The sequence below is a fragment of the Pseudaeromonas sp. HNCC25DJ182 genome, assembly GCF_055413365.1.
The window spans coordinates 245434-265318 of sequence record NZ_JBVAYG010000001.1 but is presented as its reverse complement, the minus strand read 5'-3'; the positions used below and the strand labels follow the sequence as shown (position 1 = coordinate 265318).

Genomic DNA, 19885 nt, shown 5'->3' with positions numbered 1-19885 from the left:
CTGCGATAAAGTTAGCAAGCCAATTCAGACCGCGACCTATGTCGCGGTCTTTCTATGACCAGGAAGAAAAGATGAGTACCAATCCTAAAGCTGCTTACAGACGAATTCTGTTGAAACTGAGTGGTGAAGCCCTGCAAGGTGATGAAGGCTTCGGCATTGATCCTGCGGTGTTGGAACGCATGGCTCAGGAGATCAAGGAGCTGGTAGAGCTCGGGGTACAAGTCGGTCTGGTCATCGGTGGCGGTAACCTGTTCCGTGGGGCCGGTCTTGCCAAGGCAGGCATGAACCGGGTGGTGGGTGATCACATGGGTATGCTGGCGACCGTGATGAATGGTCTGGCCATGCGGGATGCGCTGCATCGTGCCTATGTGAATGCGCGCCTGATGTCTGCCATCAGTCTGCAAGGGATCTGTGATTCCTACAGCTGGGCCGAAGGGATCAGCCAGCTGCGCGCGGGTAAGGTGGTGATTTTCGCTGCGGGCACGGGTAATCCGTTCTTTACCACCGATTCTGCAGCCTGTCTGCGTGGTATCGAGATCGAAGCCGATGCTGTCTTGAAGGCAACCAAGGTCGATGGGGTCTATTCTGATGATCCGGTCAAGAATCCCGATGCCGAGCTGTATACCGAGCTCGATTACAATGATGTGCTGGATAAAGAGCTGAAAGTTATGGATCTGGCGGCTTTTACTCTGGCCCGGGATCACAATTTACCGATCCGAGTCTTCAACATGAATAAGCCTGGCGCCCTGCGTCGCGTGATCATGGGTGAGCAGGAAGGTACTCTGATCCATCACAAAAACAAATAACACTGGCTTTGCCGAGCGCATTTACTGGTTACAATCATCAGTAAAGTCAGACGACATAGAAGAAGGATAACGACAGTGATCAATGATATTAAGCAAGACGCAAAAGATCGGATGACCAAAAGCGTTGAATCGCTGAAGAGTCAGATGTCCAAGATCCGCACTGGACGTGCACAACCAGCATTGCTGGATGGCATTACTGTGGACTATTACGGCTCTTCCACTCCGCTGCGTCAGGTCGCAAACGTGGTGGCCGAAGATTCACGCACGTTGGCGGTCACCGTATTCGATCGCTCCATGATCCAGGCTGTTGAAAAAGCCATCATGACTTCGGATCTGGGGTTGAATCCATCCTCGGCTGGTACAACCATTCGCGTACCGCTGCCGCCACTGACTGAAGAGCGCCGTAAAGATTTAATCAAGCTGGTTCGTGCTGAGGCCGAACAGGCGCGAGTCGCTGTCCGGAACGTACGCCGGGATTGCAATGCGGATCTGAAGGCGTTGCTGAAAGACAAGGACATCTCCGAGGATGACGATCGTCGTGCTCAGGAAGATATCCAGAAGCTGACCGATGGCTTCGTCAAACAGGTCGATGACCTGCTGGCGGCCAAGGAAAAAGAGCTGATGGAAATCTGATTGTCACATCAGGTATAGTACCGACGCCGTGTAGGTCTCTGCACGGCGTTTTTCTATGTACAGGAGATGAAGCATGTCGTTACCTGCCTCTCTCGGTGAGATGGCCAATCAGGGGCTCCCCCGGCACGTTGCCATCATCATGGATGGTAATGGGCGCTGGGCCCAGCAGCGTGGCAAGATGCGCGTCTTCGGTCATAAGGCAGGAGTCAATGCGGTTCGTGATGCAGTCTCTGTTGCCTCCCGTCTTGGTTTGTCAGCCCTGACACTCTTTGCTTTTTCCAGTGAAAACTGGCGTCGTCCCGAGTCGGAAGTCTCCGCGTTGATGGAGCTCTTCATCCATGTGCTTGGTGGGGAAGTCAAGAAACTGCACAAGAGCAATATCCGCTTGCGGATCACCGGGGAACGCTCGCGTTTCAGTTCGCGATTGCAAGACAAAGTTGCCGCCGCCGAAGCGCTTACCGCCAACAATACGGGGCTAGTCCTGAATGTGGCGGCCAATTATGGCGGGCGTTGGGATATTACCCAGGCCGCTGCTGCTTTAGCGACAGAAGTACAGGCTGGCCATTTGGCGCCGGAGCAGATCGATGAAGACGCCTTGGCCCGGCACTTGAGTACCCATGACCTACCCGATGTCGATCTGTTGATCCGCACCGGAGGGGATCATCGCATTAGCAATTTCGTGCTCTGGCAGGCGGCCTATGCCGAGCTTTATTTTACGCCGGTGCTATGGCCGGATTTTGATGCAGTGGTATTTAGTGAGGCCATAGCCTCATTTGCCAGCCGTGAACGCCGTTTTGGCTGTACGGGTGAACAGATCAGGGCGTTGTTGGACCAACCCGGCTGAAGTTAGAGGATCTCGTTGTTGAAACAAAGAATTATCACTGCGCTTGTCCTGATCCCTCTGGCGATTGGCTGGATGTTTTTTTTGTCGCTAGATGCCTTTAGTCTGGGAGCTATTCTGATTTTTTTGCTCGCCAGCCGGGAGTGGGGCCGCTTTGTCTGCCCGACTCATCCCCACCGTTTGTTGCTTCCCATGGGCGCCTTGCTCACTCTTACCCTATGGTTAAGTCCTCCTTCCTTGTTACCCGTGGCGGCTCCGCATCCGCTGGTGATGGCGATTTTATATGCCGGTGCGCTCTGGTGGCTGGCTGCGCTGGTGATGGTGTTGCGATATCCTCGCGGTACCCAGCTGTGGCGTGAAAGCGCCACCCTGAAGGCGCTATTCGGCGTTTTGACTCTGTTGCCGTTTTTCTGGGCGCTCCTGTTACTGCGTAGCCATGATTATCTGACCGACCCTATGCTGGGTGGTTGGACATTGTTTTTTGTGATGCTCCTGGTCTGGTGTGCTGATTCGGGAGCCTATTTTGTTGGCCGGGCCTTTGGTCAGCGTAAGATGCTACCCGCAGTCAGTCCGAAGAAGACAGTCGAAGGTCTGCTCGGGGGATTACTGCTGTCGGCTCTGGTGGCGGGAGTCGTTGCCTATAGCCGCTCTTTGGCTGTTCGAGAAACGGTGGTCATAGTGCTTTGCGCGATGTTGGCCGTGGTCGCCTCCGTGTTGGGGGATCTCTCCGAGAGCTTGTTCAAGCGTGAGGCAGGCATCAAGGATTCCGGTTCCCTGCTGCCAGGACACGGCGGTGTTCTGGATCGCATCGACAGCTTGACGGCCGCTTTGCCGATTTTTGTCGTCAGCTATTTGTTACTCAACTAGGGCTTTGCCATGCATCAGCTGACTGTGTTGGGCTCGACCGGTTCTATTGGTCGTAGCACTCTGGATGTGGTGCGTCGTCATCCGGAACGTTTTAATGTGGTGGCTCTGGCGGCTAATGCCGATGTCGCTCGAATGTTGGCCGATTGCCTTGAGTTTCGACCTCAGTATGCCGTGCTGGTACAAGAGGATGCAGCGGTTGCCCTGCGTCTGGCTCTGGCCGAGGCCGGTGCCCAGGATGTAGAAGTGCTCAGCGGTGCGGTTGCCTTGCAAGAGGTGGCTCGGCTTGGCGTGGTCGATACCGTCATGGCCGCTATTGTTGGCTCCGCCGGTCTGCTCTCTGCGCTGGCGGCGATTGAAGCGGGTAAGCGGGTGCTACTGGCCAACAAAGAGGCGCTGGTGATGTCCGGTGCCTTGTTTATGCAGGCAGCTCAAGCCTCGAGGGCAACCATACTGCCCGTGGATAGTGAACACAATGCCATCTTCCAATGCTTGCCGGAACATGTCCAGAATGCCATGGGCTACTGTGACCTCGCTGCAGCGGGCGTGGAGCGCATCTTGCTCACCGGTTCTGGTGGCCCCTTTCGCTATACGGCGTTGGCGAGTCTCGCCTCGGTCACGCCGGAACAAGCCATTGCGCATCCGAACTGGTCTATGGGGCGCAAGATCTCGGTAGATTCCGCCACCATGATGAACAAGGGGTTGGAGTTCATTGAGGCCAAATGGTTATTCAACGCGGCACCGGAACAAATCCAGGTCATCATCCATCCCCAGTCCGTGATTCATTCTATGGTCCAATACAAGGATGGCTCTGTACTGGCGCAGATGGGACGACCCGATATGCGTACGCCCATCGCCCATGCCTTGGCATATCCACAACGAGTCAGCTCCGGAGTCGAGGCTCTCGATTTCTTTTCTCAAGGCGAGTTGAGCTTTATCCGACCGGACTATGAACGATATCCTTGCCTGCAGTTGGCGATGGATGCTTGTTGGTCTGGCCAAGCGGCGACGACGGCGCTGAATGCCGCAAATGAATTGGCTGTAGGGGCATTTCTGGATGCCCAAATCGGGTTCATGGACATCTATCGAATCTGTGCCCAGGTGGTCGAATCGCTATCTATCCGTGCGACGCCGGATTTGACCACGATTCTTGAATTGGACTCCGAGGCTCGGCGCCTGGCATTACGGTTACTCAAGGAGACATCATGACGGCCATTCTCTGGAATTTTTTTTCCTTCATTCTTGCGTTAGCCATCTTGATTGCTGTGCATGAGTGGGGCCATTTCTGGGTTGCTCGGCGCTGCGGTGTTCGGGTTGAGCGTTTTTCTCTCGGATTTGGCAAGGTATTGTTTAGCCGCAAAGACAAGTCGGGAACCGAGTTTTCCCTATCCCTGATCCCGCTCGGTGGATATGTGAAGATGCTGGATGAGCGGGTGGAGCCAGTGCCAGCAGAGCTCAAGTCCCAAGCCTTTAATAACAAAACCGTGTGGCAGCGTTTTGCGATCGTGGCGGCGGGCCCGGCGGCTAACTTTGTGTTCGCGCTCTTCGCGTTCTGGCTCATGTTTATGGTCGGCGTACCGACCGTCAAGCCGGTGATTGGCGAGGTCAGGCCACAAACCGCAGCGGCAACTGCCGGTTTGCAAGCGGGAATGGAGATCCTGCAGATTGGCGAGCAGACGACGCCTGATTGGGAAGCTGTAGCCTACGCTCTGGTCGGGCATCTGGGTGATGATGAAGTGCCGCTGACGGTGCAGGATGACCGTGGGATCCGGCTACAGAAGCAACTGTCATTACAGGGCTGGGCGCTGGATGGCACAGAGGAACAGGCTCCCTTTACGGCGTTGGGGATTGAGCCTTTAGGTCCGCAGGTAACCCTTGAAGTTGGTCAACTGGTGGCCGGTGGGAGTGCCGAGCGAGCTGGTTTGCAGGTGGGGGATCGTTTACTGGCAGCCAATGGCCAGCCATTGACCGAGTGGCAGCAATTTGTCACCTTGGTTCAGGCATCTCCGGACAAATCCATAACGCTACGAGTGCTCCGTGCTGGCTCCGAGCTTGAGCTGCCGTTGATTCCTGCAGCGCGTGAACAGCAAGGGAAGGTGCAAGGCTATGTTGGCTTGGCTCCCAAGATGCTGCCGCTGGATGACAAATACCGTATTGAACTGCACTACGGCCCTGTTGATGCGCTGTGGGCGGGGGTGCAGAAAACGGGGGCAGTCATGTCATTGACCGTGGATATGCTGGGTAAGCTGATTACCGGTGTGGTTTCGCTGGATAATCTGAGCGGTCCGATCTCAATTGCGAAGGGCGCAGGCAGCACTGCCAGTTTTGGTCTGGTATACTTCCTCGGTTTTTTGGCGCTGGTGAGCGTCAATTTAGGTATTATCAATTTATTCCCTCTGCCGGTGCTGGATGGAGGGCATTTGCTGTTCTTTGTCTTTGAGGCAATAACCGGCAGACCTGTACCGGAAAAGGTGCAGGAATATGCATTCAAGTTTGGCGCAGCCGTTTTGGTTTGTTTGATGGGGATTGCGCTGTTTAATGATTTTGTGCGCCTGTGAGGGCGTGGCAACTAGGACATACGAGAATAACATGGCTGTAAGAAAAGCGCTGGTCGCCTCTTGCCTGTTGGGCATCAGTTTGATGGCTCAAGGGGCCGAGTTAACTTCGAGTTCCTTTGTCGTTAAAGATATACGTGTTGAAGGGTTGCAGCGGGTTACCTTGGGGGCTGCGTTACTCAATTTACCGGTACGAGTGGGTGACACGCTAGATGCGCAAACCTCGGCCAATGCCATCAAGAAGCTGTATGCCTCAGGGAACTTTGAGGATATCCAGCTGATGCGCGAAGGCGATGTTCTGGTGGTTGAAGTCAAAGAACGACCGACCATCAGTAATATCGAATTCGTGGGTAACAAAGACATCAAAGAAGAGCAACTCAAGCAGTCTATCGAGTCTTCTGGTGTTCGCGTCGGCGAGCCCCTGGATCGCACTGTATTGCGCTCGCTGGAAAAAAATCTGGAAGATTTTTACTACGGCGTGGGGAAATATTCCGCCAAAGTTCAAGCGATCGTGACCCCGTTGCCACGAAATCGTGTCGATTTGAAGCTCAATTTTGTGGAAGGTGTCTCGGCCAAGATCCAGCAGATCAATATTGTCGGTAACAAGGTCTTTGCCGAAGATCTATTGCTGGCGCAGATGTCCTTGCGCGATGAGGTTCCTTGGTGGAACTTCATCGCCGATCAGAAGTATCAAAAGCAAAAGTTAGGCGGTGATTTGGAGGCTCTGAGCTCCTATTACATGGACCGCGGTTATGTGCGTTTCAAGGTTGAGTCGACTCAGGTTGGCATGACGCCTGACAAGAAAGGCATTTATATCACCATCAATATCAATGAGGGTGAGCAGTACAAGGTTTCTCAAGTCAGCCTGAAAGGTGACTTGATCGGCAGGGGCAGTGAAATGCAGAAGCTGATCCCCATTACAGCGGGTGAGCTCTATTCCGCCGCCAACGTCACTCATACCGAAGAGAGTTTATCCAAGTTCTTGGGTAAATTTGGCTATGCCTATCCGCAAGTCACCACGTTTCCCCAGATTGATGATGAGAAAAAAGAAGTTTCTCTGAATATTAATGTGACCCCGGGGCCGCGCATCTATGTACGGAATATTACGGTGCAAGGTAACCAGGCGACCAAGGATGAGGTGGTGCGTCGTGAGATGCGGCAGATGGAAGGGACCTGGCTGTCGAATGAACAGGTTGAAAGCTCCAAAGCGCGTCTGAACCGCCTCGGATTCTTCGAGACCGTTGAGGTGCAGCCACGCCGCTTGCCAGGCAGTGAGGATAAGGTTGATCTGGATGTCACGGTTAAGGAACAACCCGCAGGTTCAGTGACTGGTGGTATTGGTTATGGCACCACCTCCGGGGTGAGTTTCCAGTTCGGCCTGACTCAGGACAACTTCATGGGCTCGGGTCGGAAGGGTGCATTTACCTTCAATATGAACGACTACAGCAAGACGTTTGATGTCAGCTATACCGATCCTTATTTTACGCTAGACGGTATCAGCCTTGGTGGCCGCGTGTATTACACCGAGTTTGAGGCCGGCGATGCCAATCTGGTGGATTATAACAACCAGACCATAGGTACTCGGGTGACTGCGGGCTATCCGGTGAACGAAATTAATCGCCTTGAATACGGTCTCGGCTTCGAGCATAACAAGTTGTCTCAACTTCAGGCTTACGCGCAAATTCGTAAATTCTGGGAGATTTATGCCGAGAACCGGGATAGCGAAGGCCGGGTAGTATTCAACAACTTTGATCTTTCCAGTAGCTGGATCCGCAACGATCTGAACAAGGGGATGTTCCCGACTCAGGGCGATAAGCAACAGCTTACCGGTAAAGTCACTATCCCGGGTTCGGATCTGCAGTTCTACAAGGTCAGCTTCGATGACTCCCACTACTACCCACTGGATAAAGAGCATAGCTGGGTACTGTTAGGTCGGGTGAAACTCGCCTATGGCGCTGGATATGGTCAGGTTGGTGGTTTCGATCAGGTGCTGCCGTTCTTTGAAAATTACTATGCAGGCGGTAATGACTGGTTGCGTGGTTTCAAGAGCAATAGCGTAGGTCCCAAAGCACTCTATCTGTATAACGATCAGGGGAACAATAGTATTACGGCTACCGACCAGTCGGTGGGCGGTAATGCCATGAGCGTGGCCAGCTTCGAATTTATCGTTCCGACACCGTTTGCCAGCGAGTCCTATCGCAATCAACTGCGTACCTCGGTGTTCTTCGATATCGGTACGGTTTGGGATACCACCTTTGATCCCTCAGATTATGGTACTTGCAGTTCATCCTGTGAGAAGTTCTACGATTATTCTGATCCATCGCTATACCGTTCCTCTATGGGGATTGCCCTGCAATGGCTATCACCTTTAGGGCCATTAGCATTCTCGTTTGCCCGTCCGATCAAAGAACAGCCGGGTGACAAAACCGAAGTATTCAACTTCAATATCGGTCGCACCTTCTAAAGGTGAGATAAAACAAGGAGTAGGAAGTGGGTAAAGTATTACAAGTCGCTAGTCTGGCTCTGGGTTTGATGGCCGCAGGTTTCTCGGCTGAAGTTGCAGCTGAGACCAAAATTGCAGTCATCAATGTGCCGCGCATCATGCAGGAAATCCCGCAGGGCAAGGCTGTTGAAGCCAAGCTGAAATCCGAATTTTCTTCTCGTATCAGTGAGATGCAGCGTCTGGAAACGGAAGGCCAAAACCTGGCTGCTAAATTGAAAAAAGACGAAGCCTTCATGGCTGCCGATGAGCGCACCAAACTGCAGCGTCGGCTGGCTGAACTGCAAGCCGACTTCAATTTGAAGGGACAAGCGTTGCAGGAAGATCAGCGTCGCCGTTTCAATGAAGAGCAGAAGAAGGTGCTGAACAAGGTTCAGGACGCCATCGACAGCATCGCCAAGGCACAAGGCTATGATCTGGTGTTGAATGGTCAATCTGTGGTTTTTGGTGCCGAGAAGCTGGATATTTCGGCTCAAGTCATCCAACAAGTTAGCAAGAGCAAGTAAGCAATGAGTGTGACTCTCGGACAACTGGCCACTCTGCTTGGCGCCGAGCTGCATGGGGATGCCTCAATCGAGGTATCCCGTGTTGCCAACTTGGAAACAGCCGGTTCTGGCGAGATCAGTTTTCTTTCCGATAGCAAATATCAAAGCTTTCTGGCCCAAACAGCCGCCAGTGCTGTGTTGGTGAAAGCTGCTGATCTATCGGTATGTCAGACCAATGCTCTGGTGGTAAAAGACCCGTACGTTGGTTTTGCGCGAGTGGCTCAGCTGCTGGATTCCACCCCGCAACCTGCTGTGGATATTCACCCGACCGCCGTTATTGCTGCGGATGTTCAACTGGGACAAAACGTCGCGATTGGTCCCCATGCCGTCATTGAGTCTGGTGTTGTGCTGGGTGATGATGTGGCCATTGGCCCGGGTTGTTTTGTGGGTAAAAACAGCCGGTTAGGCAAAGGTAGCCGCCTGTGGGCCAATGTGACTATCTACCACAATGTGGAGATTGGCGATGCCTGTCTCATCCAATCCGGAACCGTGATTGGCGCGGATGGTTTTGGCTATGCCAACGAGCGCGGCGAATGGATCAAGATCCCGCAGGTTGGCAAAGTGATCTTGGGAAATCGGGTCGAGATCGGTGCATCAACCACCATCGATCGAGGCGCCATCGATGACACCATCATTGCGGATAATGTCATCATCGATAACCAGTGCCAGATTGCTCATAATGTGGAAGTTGGCTACGGCACAGCGATTGCCGGCGGTACAGTGATCGCGGGTAGCGCCAAAATCGGCAAATACTGTATCATTGGCGGCGCGGCTGTGATCAACGGCCATATTCAAGTATGCGATCAGGCCACCATCACCGGCATGGCAATGGTGATGCGATCGATCTCCGAGCCGGGGATTTACTCCTCGGGCGTTCCAGCGCAGTCCAATAAGGAATGGCGCAAGATGGCGGCACGCGTCCTGCACATTGATGAGATGCACAAGCGCCTCAACCAGCTGGAAAAACGGATCGAAGACCAAGAACAATAAGCGATAAGGATACAGGTTTGAGCAACCAACTTAACCAACTCGACATCCAGGACATTCTGGAGCTGCTGCCCCATCGTTACCCCTTCTTATTGGTGGACCGGGTGGTCAACTACGAGATCAGCGAGGAGCGCAAGGTACTGAGAGGTATCAAGAATGTGTCCTTTAATGAGCCGTTTTTCCAGGGCCATTTCCCGCAAAAACCGGTATTCCCCGGTGTTTTGATTCTTGAGGCGATGGCGCAGGCAACCGGTATTCTGGCCTTTCGTATGGTGGGTAAGCCCAAGCCGAATGAATTGTATTATTTTGCATCCATCGACAATGCCCGCTTCAAGCGTCCCGTCGTGCCGGGAGATCAGCTGGTGCTGGATGTGGAATTCCTGAAAGAACGTCGTGGCATCGCCAAATTTACCGGCGTGGCGACTGTGGATGGTGAAGTGGTCTGTACCGCTGAACTGATGTGTGCCAAACGCGAGAGCTGATGCTGTGATCCATCCAAGTGCTGTTATTCATGAAACCGCGATTATCCATGCCGACGCCGTAATCGGCGCCAATGTGGAGATAGGCCCATGGACTGTGATCGGTGCCGAGGTTGAGATCGGCGACGGGAGCTGGATTGGCTCTCATGTCGTGATCAAGGGACCGACCAAAATTGGTCAAGGCAACAAGATTTTCCAGTTTTGCTCCATCGGTGAAGATTGCCAGGACAAGAAATACAAGGGTGAACGCACGGCCCTGGAGATTGGCGATCACAACGTGATCCGCGAGCACTGCACCTTCCACCGCGGTACGGTACAGGATCAGTGCCTAACCAAGGTGGGTAGTCGTAACCTGTTCATGGTCAATGTCCATGTCGCCCATGACTGTGTCATCGGTGATGATTGCATTTTCGCGAACAATGCCACCCTGGCGGGCCATGTGCACATCGGTGATTGGGTCATCTTTGGTGGTCTGGCGGCTATTCACCAGTTCGGTCGCGTCGGTTCTCACGCGTTTGTGGCCGGTATGGCGGCCTTGAACAAGGATGTGCCTCCTTATGTCATGGCCGCAGGGCATTATGCCAAGCCATTCGGTGTGAACAGCGAAGGTCTGAAGCGCCGCGGTTACTCGCCCGAAGCGATCACCATGGTCAAACGGGCCTATAAACTGCTCTATCGTCAAGGACTCACCGTCGAAGCGGCGTTGCCAGAGCTGGAAGCCATGGCGGCGGAGGAGCCTGCGGTGGCTCTGTTTGTTGATTTCCTCAAACAGAACGAACGCGGCATTGTTCGCTAAGCGCTCATGACGATCTCGAACCGTCCACTGCGTATCGCCATTGTCGCCGGAGAAGTCTCCGGCGATATTCTTGCTGCAGGTCTGATGCGCGAGTTGCGAGTGCGGCACCCGGATGCCGAGTTTATCGGTATCGCCGGGCCGCGTATGCAGGCTCTGGGGATCCAGACTCTGTTCGAGATGGAAGAGCTGGCAGTGATGGGATTGGTCGAAGTGCTCGGGCGGTTGCCGCGACTGCTGCAAGTGCGTCGACAGCTGATCCGAACCTTGCTGGATAACCCGCCAGATCTGTTTATCGGCGTCGATGCTCCGGATTTCAATATCGGGGTTGAACTCAAACTCAAACGTCGCGGCATCAAGACGGTCCATTATGTCAGCCCTTCGGTCTGGGCCTGGCGTCAATCGCGCATTCATAAAATCAAGGCGGCCACCGATCTGGTATTGGCCTTCTTGCCGTTCGAAAAAGCCTTTTATGATCAGCATCAGGCGCCCTGCCGCTTTGTCGGACACACCATGGCCGATGCGATCCCGTTGGTCAGCGACAAATCTGCGGCCTGTGAGCGCTTGGGACTGGATGCTGATAAATCCTATCTGGCGGTCTTGCCGGGCAGTCGTCAAGGGGAGGTTGAGCTGTTAGCTCCCATCTTCTTGCAAGCCTGCCAGCTATTGCGCCGCACCCATCCTGAGCTGGAGTTTGCAGTCCCCCTGGTCAATCCTCGACGCCGGGCTCAGTTTGAAGCCATTCTGGCGGCGACGGCTCCCGAGTTGCCGATTCATCTGTTCGATGGTCAGGGCCGGGATGTGATGGCTGCGGGTGATGCGATTATCCTGGCATCCGGAACAGCAACCCTGGAAGCCATGCTGGTGAAACGCCCCATGGTCGTGGGTTACAAGGTCAATGCCTTGACCTTCTGGTTGGCGGAACGGCTGGTCAGCATTCGCACCTTCGCTCTGCCCAATCTGCTGGCGGGGCAAAAGCTGGTCCCCGAGCTGATCCAGGACGAGTGCACGCCGGAAGCCATAAGCCATGAACTCAATCGCTTGCTGGCTCAAGACAACTCGCCCTTGCTGGCGGAGTTCACTCGCCTGCACCAACTGATCCGCTGCGATGCGGACCAACAAGCCGCCGAAGCTGTGCTGCAATTACTGGATATGCCATGAGTGATTTTCTCTATCCCTGCGACCCTAGCCTGGTGCGGGTCGCTGGCGTGGATGAGGTTGGTCGTGGCCCCCTGGTCGGGGATGTAGTCACCGCGGCCGTGATCCTGGATCCGGCCCGACCGATCACTGGCCTGAATGACTCCAAGAAGCTCTCCGAAAAGAAGCGTCTGGCGCTGTATGACGAGATCATCGACAAGGCCCTGGCGTTCGCTATCGGGCGCTGTTCTCCAGCGGAAATTGATAGCCTGAACATCCTCTGGGCCACCATGCTGGCCATGCAGCGCGCCGTTGCCGGGTTATTGATCCAGCCCGGTTATGTGCTGGTGGATGGCAACCGGACTCCGGATTTCGGTGTTCCGGCACAGGCGATCGTCAAAGGGGATAGCAAGGTCGCCGAAATCAGCGCGGCATCGATCCTGGCTAAAGTCACCCGGGATCGGGAGATGGCCGAGCTGGATCGGCAATTCCCGAATTACGGGTTTGCCCAGCACAAGGGCTATCCCACCGCCGAACATCTGGCCCGTTTACAGCAGTTCGGGGCCACGGCCTATCACAGACGCAGTTTCCGTCCGGTGCGCCTGGCTCTGGGTCTGGAATGATCATTTCCGCTGCTCGCTTCATGAAGGGATAGACGAAGATGGCCGAACCCCGTTTCATACATTTGCGTGTTCATTCCGACTTCTCCATGGTCGACGGCTTGCAGAAGATCAAGCCATTGGTGGCTCGAGCGGCTGAATATGGCATGCCCGCCATGGCCATCACTGATCAGATGAACCAGTGCGGTCTGGTGCGCTTCTATGGCGATGCCCATAGCAAGGGGATGAAGCCGGTCGTCGGGGTCGATCTCTGGGTGCAAAGTGACGAGCTGGGTGACGAACTATTCCGCCTGACCGGTTTGGCGATGAACAATGAGGGGCAGCAGAATCTGGTGCAGCTCATCTCCAAAGCCTACCTGCGCGGCCATGTCCAGGATCTCCCTGTGGTCGACAAGCAGTGGCTGGTGGAGCATAACCAGGGTGTGATCCTGCTGTCGGGAGGGCGCGATGGCGATATCGGCAAGTTCCTGCTCAAGGGCAATGAGGCCATGGTGGCGCGTTGCACCGACTTTTATCGCCAGCATTTCGCCGACCGTTTTTATCTGGAACTGATCCGCACCGGACGCCCCGACGAAGAGACCTATATCCGCATGGTGGTTCCGCTGGCACTGGAAGCCGATTTGCCGGTGGTGGCCACCAATGAGGTGGTGTTCCTCAACGAAGAAGATTTTGATGCTCACGAGATCCGGGTCGCCATCCATGATGGTTATACCCTGGATGACAGCCGTCGCCCCAAGCGATTCAGCCCTCAGCAATATTTGAAAAGTCAGGAGCAGATGGCGGAGCTGTTTGCTGATCTGCCGGAAGCCTTGGCCAACAGCGTGGAGATCGCCAAGCGTTGTAACGTCACAGTGCGCCTGGGCGAATACTTCCTGCCCAAGTTTCCGACGGGCGACATGACCACCGAGGACTACCTGGTTCTGCGTTCCAAGGAGGGTCTGGAGGCGCGGTTGGAGTTTCTGTTCCCGGATCCGCAAGTCCGGGCACAGAAACGGCCGGAATATGATGAGCGGCTGGATGTCGAGCTCAAGGTGATCAACCAGATGGGGTTTCCCGGCTACTTCCTCATCGTGATGGAGTTTATCCAGTGGTCGAAGGACCATAATATTCCGGTTGGTCCCGGGCGGGGATCGGGGGCCGGTTCGCTGGTGGCTTATGCCCTGAAGATCACCGATCTGGATCCGCTGGAATTTGACCTGCTGTTCGAACGTTTTTTGAATCCGGAACGGGTCTCGATGCCGGACTTCGACGTCGATTTTTGTATGGATCGACGGGACGAAGTCATCGAGCATGTGGCTGATATGTATGGCCGGGAGGCGGTTTCCCAGATCATCACCTTCGGCACCATGGCGGCCAAGGCGGCCATCCGTGATGTGGGTCGGGTGCTGGGCCATTCCTACGGTTTCTGCGACCGTATTTCCAAACTGGTGCCACCGGATCCCGGGATGACGCTGGCCAAGGCGTTCGAAGCAGAGCCGAAGCTGCCTGAATTGTATGAGCAGGATGAAGAGGTCAAGGCGCTCATCGATATGGCGCGCAAGCTCGAAGGGGTGACCCGCAATGCCGGTAAACATGCCGGTGGCGTGGTCATAGCGCCAACCCGGATCACCGATTTCGCGCCTCTGTATTGCGACAGCGAAGGGAACAACCCGGTCACGCAATTTGACAAGAACGACGTGGAATACGCCGGTCTGGTCAAGTTCGACTTTCTGGGATTGCGGACGCTGACCATCATTCAGTGGGCGCTGGATATGATCAATCCTCGTCTGTTGCAGGAGGGCAAAGAGCCGGTTCGTATCGAAGCGATCTCGCTGGAAGATAAAGCCTCATTCCGCACCCTGCTGGCCTACGAGACGACTGCCGTGTTCCAGCTGGAATCCCGGGGCATGAAGGATCTGATCAAGCGCCTCAAACCCGACTGCTTTGAAGACATGATCGCACTGGTGGCCCTGTTCCGACCCGGGCCACTGCAATCCGGGATGGTGGATAACTTCATTGACCGGAAACATGGTCGGGAAGCCATCTCCTATCCCGATGTTCAGTGGCAGCATGAATCCCTGAAGCCGATCCTGGAGCCGACCTACGGCATCATCCTGTATCAGGAACAGGTCATGCAGATCGCCCAGACCCTGGCTGGTTACACGCTAGGGGGCGCAGATATGCTGCGTCGCGCCATGGGTAAGAAAAAGCCCGAAGAGATGGCCAAGCAGCGCGCAGGCTTCGAATCCGGCTCGGTCGCCAATGGTGTCGATGGCGAACTGGCGATGAAGATCTTCGATCTGGTGGAGAAATTCGCCGGTTACGGCTTCAACAAATCCCACTCCGCTGCCTATGCCCTGGTCTCGTACCAGACCTTGTGGCTGAAGACCCACTTCCCGGCGGAGTTCATGGCTGCGGTGATGACCGCGGATATGGATAATACCGACAAGATCGTGACCCTGGTGGATGAGTGCCAGCGCATGAAGCTGACCATCATTCCGCCGGACGTCAACAGCGGCCAGTATCGGTTTACCGTCAATCAGCAGGGCCATATTGTCTATGGCATCGGTGCGGTCAAGGGTGTGGGCGAGGGGCCCATCGAGGCCATCATCGAGGCCCGCAATCAAGGCGGCCCGTTCCGGGATCTCTTCGATTTTTGCAACCGGGTGGATATCAAGCGCCTGAACAAGCGGGTGATGGAGAAGCTGATCTACTCCGGGGCTCTGGATCGGCTTGGCCCTCATCGCGCGGCGCTGATGGCCAGTTTGGAAGAGGCGATGAAGGCCGCGGAGCAGAAGGCCAAGGATCTGGCGCGTGGGCAGAATGATCTGTTCGGCGATATCTTTGCCAACGATGAGGATGCCGTCTTACCCAGCCCCTGCTTTGCCGTGGTGCCGGAGTGGCCGGACAAGATCTGGCTGGAGGGGGAGCGCGAGACGCTGGGGCTCTACCTGACGGGGCACCCTATCAACCAGTATCTGCCCGAGCTCAAACATTATGTCTCCGGCCGCCTGAGCGAGGTGCATGCCACCGAGCGGGACAAGATCACGACTGTGGCCGGTCTGGTCATCGCCGCCCGTGTTCTGGTGACCAAACGAGGCAATCGCATGGGGATCCTGACCCTGGATGATCGCTCCGGTCGGCTGGATATCACATTGTTCAGCGAAGCATTGGAACGATATGAAGCCTTGCTTGTCCAAGACAAGATCCTGGTCGTTAGTGGACAGGTCAGCTTTGACGACTTCTCCGGTGGGCTTAAGATGTCGGCCCGTGAGTTGATGGATATTTCCGACGCCCGGGCGCGTTATGCGCGCGGACTGCGTCTGAACCTGGAACAAAAACAAATCGATGAGCGCTTTTTCCAGCGTTTTGCTGAAATTATGCAACCTCATCGTGCCGGTATCTGTCCGGTTCAGGTATGCTACCGCAAACCTGGCGTACAGGCCGCCTTGCAACTGGGCACCGAGTGGCGAGTTACGCCCACCGATCAACTACTGGACGACCTGCATGTGCTGTTGGGCAAGCAGAATGTCGACCTGATTTTTGAGTAGCGATTTCGGATATCACTATGAATTTGAATTTTCTGGATTTTGAACAACCGATTGCCGAGCTGTTGGCTCAGATTGATGAGCTTAAACATGTCAGCAGTGGGGTGGGTAACAACGTGGATCTCTCCGAGGAGATTTCCCGGCTGGAGAAGAAAAACGAAGAGCTGACGCGCAAGCTGTTTTCCGAGCTGGGCGCCTGGCAGATTTCCCAAATTGCCCGTCATCCTGGCCGTCCCTACACCAAGGACTATATCAGCCGTCTGTTTACCGAGTTTGAAGAGCTGGCCGGCGATCGCGCTTTTGCTGACGACAAGGCAATCATAGGTGGCGTTGCCCGCTTCGAAGGTGAGCCGGTGATGGTCATTGGTCAACAGAAGGGGCGCGACACCCAGGAGAAGATCCGCCGTAACTTCGGCATGCCGCGCCCAGAAGGGTATCGCAAGGCACTGCGTCTGATGCAGATGGCCGAGCGCTTCAAGATGCCGATCATCACTTTTATCGACACCCCGGGTGCGTATCCCGGTATCGGTGCCGAAGAGCGTGGGCAATCGGAAGCCATTGCCCGCAACCTCAAGGTGATGTCCAGCCTCAAGGTGCCGGTGGTCTGTACCGTGATTGGTGAGGGTGGCTCGGGTGGTGCGCTGGCCATCGGCGTCGGCGATCGGGTCAACATGCTGCAATACTCCACCTACTCGGTGATTTCACCGGAAGGTTGTGCCTCGATCCTGTGGAAGAGTGCCGACAAGGCCTCCACCGCGGCCGAAGCCATGGGTATCACGGCGCAACGGTTGAAGCAGCTGAAGCTGATCAACAACATAGTACCGGAGCCCCTGGGCGGCGCCCATCGGGATCACGACGGTATGGCAGCCTTGCTGCGCAAGCGTCTGCTGGCGGACTTGGCAGACCTGCGTCGTCTCTCCACCGAGCAGTTGCTGGAAGAGCGCTATAACCGTCTGATGTCGTTCGGCTATTGCTGATCCATTCTGCGGTAAAAGCAAAGGCACCCTCGGGTGCCTTTGTTGTCTCTGCGGCTTGGAACACTCGAGTCTTCTAGCGGCAGGCCGGGGGCAAAGAGCGGACTGGAACGGTCTGGCTCTGGCAACGCCAACTCAGGGCGCCATTACTCTCGGCGCTGGCGACAAATTGCAACGATTGACCGGATGCCGGGGCGGCCAGCTGCACATCCAGGACGCCATGTTCCGGATCCAGTTGCAGGGCTGCGATCTGGGGCGCTAGTTGGGGCAGCGTCAGCTGACTCAGATTGTCAGGTAGAGCCTGATGCTCGGCGTAATAGAGGCTCAGCTCCTGAGTGACGCTCTGGCCGGAGTGATAGACCTGCATGAGCTTGGCTTTTTGTGTGTATTGTTGGTAAGCCGGAAGTGCAATGGCAGCCAGAATGCCGATAACGGCGATCAGACCGAATATCAGCACTACAAACAGGATCACATGGCTGGTGCCCCCCTTGGCCTGAAGATAACCGAGCAGGCGTTGCCGCTCCGGATACTGGGCTTCGGCCTTGCGGATCTTGCTTTGGCAATGACGGTAATAGAGACCATTGGCCAGCATCGGTGGCAAGATAAGGATGGCCAGGCAATACACCCCATAGCCGCCCAGCACCAGCATCTGGCCCTGCTCGCCCACCACAGCACCGACAATACCTAAGGCGGTGGTCACCACATAGGGCAGGATGAAATAGAGCAGGGCGGCCAGCCACATCTTGCGGTATAGCAGCCAATAAAAGGTGATGAAGAAGGCGGGCCAGTGCCAACCGAGGCTGGTCTTGCCGTTGGCTTCAAAGGCTTCGAAACGTGGCAGGTAATAATGCTGGTTCTTCGGCCCGACCATGGCCTCGAAATTCTGCCGCGTCACCTCGGCGGGGTTGAGCGTGGCGTTGGCTAACGGCTGGCCACACTGGGGACAATATTGCGCGGTATCGGTATGAGCGCTACCGCAATGGATACAGTGCATGGACACTCCTTGTCTATTCATCAATACAATCAAACCGCTGCCATCATAGCGGCTTTGCGGCCAGAGCTGGGGTTCGGGCGCAGGGAAGGCGAGAACAGTCACAGATTGCCTCTGCCGTGGTGGTTCACGAACCCGCGCACTCGGACAAGACAAGGCATACGAGCAAGATGGGATGAGCCCGCGTCTCTGCTATCATGCCCCGCACAGCCCGGTTCTCGAGCTCAGCCAATAACCGCAGATGGATGCACTGCCCGCCACGAAGCCCCGAAACCCACGATGAGGAAGCCGGAATCATGAAGCATATCGATCGACTACAGGAGTCCCATCTCGCGTGGCTGGGGGCACAGCTCTCACCGGGGCCACTGGTCATCGGCTACAGTGGCGGCATGGACTCCCATGTGCTGCTGGTCTGGCTGGCGCAGTTTGTGCGTCTGAGCCCGGGCTACAGCCTGCAGGCGGTGCATGTCCATCATGGCTTGAATCCACACGCCGATGCCTGGGCGGAGCATTGTCTGCGCATCTGCCGCGAGTTGGATGTGCCCTGTGTCGTGGAGCGGGTGACTGTGTCCCGCGGCCCGCGGGAGAGTCTGGAAGCCAGTGCCCGTGAGGTGCGCTATCAGGCGCTGGCTCGTCATCTGCCGCATGGGGGCACCCTGCTCACCGCCCATCATCAGGACGATCAGCTGGAAACTATGCTGCTGGCCCTCAAGCGCGGTGCCGGGGTGCGCGGTCTATCGGCCATGCCGGTCCGGCAACCCTTTGCCACCGGCGAGCTGGTGCGACCGCTGCTCGATTGCAGCCGGGCGCAGTTGCTGGCGTGGGCCCGGCAGCAGCAGTTGGAGTGGATTGAGGATGACAGCAATCAGGATGAGCGCTTCGATCGCAACTTTCTGCGAGCGCAGATCCTGCCGCTATTGCAGGAACGCTGGCCGAGCTTTGGCCGTACGGCCAGCCGCAGTGCCGAACTGTGCGGCGAGCAAGAGGCTCTGGCGAACGAGGTAGCGGCCGCCGATCTGGCTACTTGCCAACAGCCAGACGGCAGCCTGTTACTGGCGGAGTTAGCGTGCCTGTCGCCGTCGCGGCGGCATAACCTGCTGCGCTACTGGCTACGCCGGCACAGTGGCGCTGTGCCGGATCGGGATGCGGTGCTGCGGATCTGGTCGGAAGTGGCCATGGCGCGTCAGGATGCCAATCCCCAGCTCAAGACCGACTGTGGCGTGATCCGACGCTATCAGGGCGCCCTGTACCGCGTGGCCGATGCGGCCCCGGTCTCGGGAGCGACACTGGTGCTGGATTATCCCGGCGTCTGGCAGGTGGGGGAGCAGCTGCTGCGGCTGACGCCCGTGACGGAAGGGGCGGATCTGCGACTGCCCACGGCGGACGAACCACTGTCACTGCGCTTTGCGGTGGGAGGCAGTGTGCGCGCCCATCCCGCCGGTCGCTCGGGCTCGCGCTCGCTGAAAAAACTGTGGCAGGAGTATGAGATAGCTCCCTGGCAGCGTAGCCAGATCCCGCTGTTGTTCTATGGTGAGCAAGTCGCGGCGGCGCTGGGGATCTTTGTCAGTCAGGATTTCGTGGTCGCCGATGGTGGCGCGGGTTTAGCCATAAGCTGGGGGGCGGAATAACAGAC

At 56.0% G+C, this 19885-nt stretch carries 17 protein-coding genes; 16 read left to right on the top strand and 1 reads right to left on the bottom strand.

Translation table 11 applies throughout. The features are described 5' to 3' along the window. Positions 1–71: 71 nt before the first annotated feature. The 15 genes from pyrH (at position 72) to accA (ending at position 17264) form a co-directional block, all read left to right on the top strand. Positions 72–806, top strand: a complete 735-nt coding sequence (pyrH, locus tag ACZYUB_RS01130) for a UMP kinase (RefSeq protein WP_463944846.1) — start codon at positions 72–74, stop codon at positions 804–806. A gap of 75 nt (positions 807–881) precedes the next feature. After that, on the top strand, positions 882–1439 hold the full coding sequence (gene frr, locus ACZYUB_RS01125) for a ribosome recycling factor (protein ID WP_463944844.1): 558 nt from the start codon (positions 882–884) through the stop codon (positions 1437–1439). A gap of 73 nt (positions 1440–1512) precedes the next feature. Further along, positions 1513–2283, top strand: coding sequence for a polyprenyl diphosphate synthase (gene uppS / locus ACZYUB_RS01120; RefSeq protein ID WP_463944842.1), 771 nt, complete (start codon positions 1513–1515; stop codon positions 2281–2283). A gap of 15 nt (positions 2284–2298) precedes the next feature. Beyond that, entirely contained in the window at positions 2299–3147 is an 849-nt protein-coding gene (locus ACZYUB_RS01115; RefSeq protein ID WP_463944841.1) for a phosphatidate cytidylyltransferase, read from the top strand. A 9-nt stretch (positions 3148–3156) separates the two neighbouring features. Continuing rightward, positions 3157–4353 (top strand): 1-deoxy-D-xylulose-5-phosphate reductoisomerase, encoded by a 1197-nt coding sequence (ispC, locus tag ACZYUB_RS01110; protein ID WP_463944839.1) that lies wholly within the window; start codon positions 3157–3159, stop codon positions 4351–4353. Next, positions 4350–5702 (top strand): sigma E protease regulator RseP, encoded by a 1353-nt coding sequence (gene rseP / locus ACZYUB_RS01105; RefSeq protein WP_463944837.1) that lies wholly within the window; start codon positions 4350–4352, stop codon positions 5700–5702. The genes ispC and rseP overlap by 4 nt, the downstream gene beginning before the upstream one ends. Before the next feature lie 31 nt (positions 5703–5733). Next, positions 5734–8163, top strand: a complete 2430-nt coding sequence (bamA, locus tag ACZYUB_RS01100; RefSeq protein WP_463944835.1) for an outer membrane protein assembly factor BamA — start codon at positions 5734–5736, stop codon at positions 8161–8163. 26 nt (positions 8164–8189) lie between these two features. After that, positions 8190–8705 (top strand): OmpH/Skp family outer membrane protein, encoded by a 516-nt coding sequence (locus ACZYUB_RS01095; RefSeq protein WP_463944834.1) that lies wholly within the window; start codon positions 8190–8192, stop codon positions 8703–8705. Positions 8706–8708: 3 nt separating this feature from the next. Beyond that, positions 8709–9734, top strand: coding sequence for a UDP-3-O-(3-hydroxymyristoyl)glucosamine N-acyltransferase (gene lpxD, locus ACZYUB_RS01090; RefSeq protein ID WP_463944832.1), 1026 nt, complete (start codon positions 8709–8711; stop codon positions 9732–9734). Positions 9735–9751: 17 nt separating this feature from the next. Continuing rightward, a complete protein-coding gene (fabZ, locus tag ACZYUB_RS01085) occupies positions 9752–10213 on the top strand; it encodes a 3-hydroxyacyl-ACP dehydratase FabZ (protein WP_460882834.1) in 462 nt (153 codons plus the stop codon). Positions 10214–10217: 4 nt separating this feature from the next. Then, entirely contained in the window at positions 10218–11006 is a 789-nt protein-coding gene (gene lpxA / locus ACZYUB_RS01080; RefSeq protein WP_463944829.1) for an acyl-ACP--UDP-N-acetylglucosamine O-acyltransferase, read from the top strand. Between the two features lie 6 nt (positions 11007–11012). Further along, complete coding sequence (gene lpxB / locus ACZYUB_RS01075) at positions 11013–12164, top strand: lipid-A-disaccharide synthase (protein WP_463944828.1); 1152 nt, start codon at positions 11013–11015, stop codon at positions 12162–12164. Next, positions 12161–12763, top strand: a complete 603-nt coding sequence (rnhB, locus tag ACZYUB_RS01070) for a ribonuclease HII (protein WP_463944827.1) — start codon at positions 12161–12163, stop codon at positions 12761–12763. Before lpxB ends, rnhB begins: the two co-directional genes overlap by 4 nt. A gap of 38 nt (positions 12764–12801) precedes the next feature. Continuing rightward, a complete protein-coding gene (gene dnaE, locus ACZYUB_RS01065; RefSeq protein ID WP_463944826.1) occupies positions 12802–16290 on the top strand; it encodes a DNA polymerase III subunit alpha in 3489 nt (1162 codons plus the stop codon). Between the two features lie 17 nt (positions 16291–16307). Next, a complete protein-coding gene (accA, locus tag ACZYUB_RS01060; RefSeq protein ID WP_460882839.1) occupies positions 16308–17264 on the top strand; it encodes an acetyl-CoA carboxylase carboxyl transferase subunit alpha in 957 nt (318 codons plus the stop codon). A 73-nt stretch (positions 17265–17337) separates the two neighbouring features. On the opposite strand, the gene ACZYUB_RS01055 is transcribed toward accA, so the two are convergent. Next, entirely contained in the window at positions 17338–18255 is a 918-nt protein-coding gene (locus ACZYUB_RS01055) for a DUF2628 domain-containing protein (RefSeq protein WP_463944824.1), read from the bottom strand. Positions 18256–18548: 293 nt separating this feature from the next. Between ACZYUB_RS01055 and tilS the strand changes: the two genes are divergently transcribed. Further along, positions 18549–19880, top strand: coding sequence for a tRNA lysidine(34) synthetase TilS (gene tilS, locus ACZYUB_RS01050; RefSeq protein WP_463944822.1), 1332 nt, complete (start codon positions 18549–18551; stop codon positions 19878–19880). Positions 19881–19885: the final 5 nt, after the last annotated feature.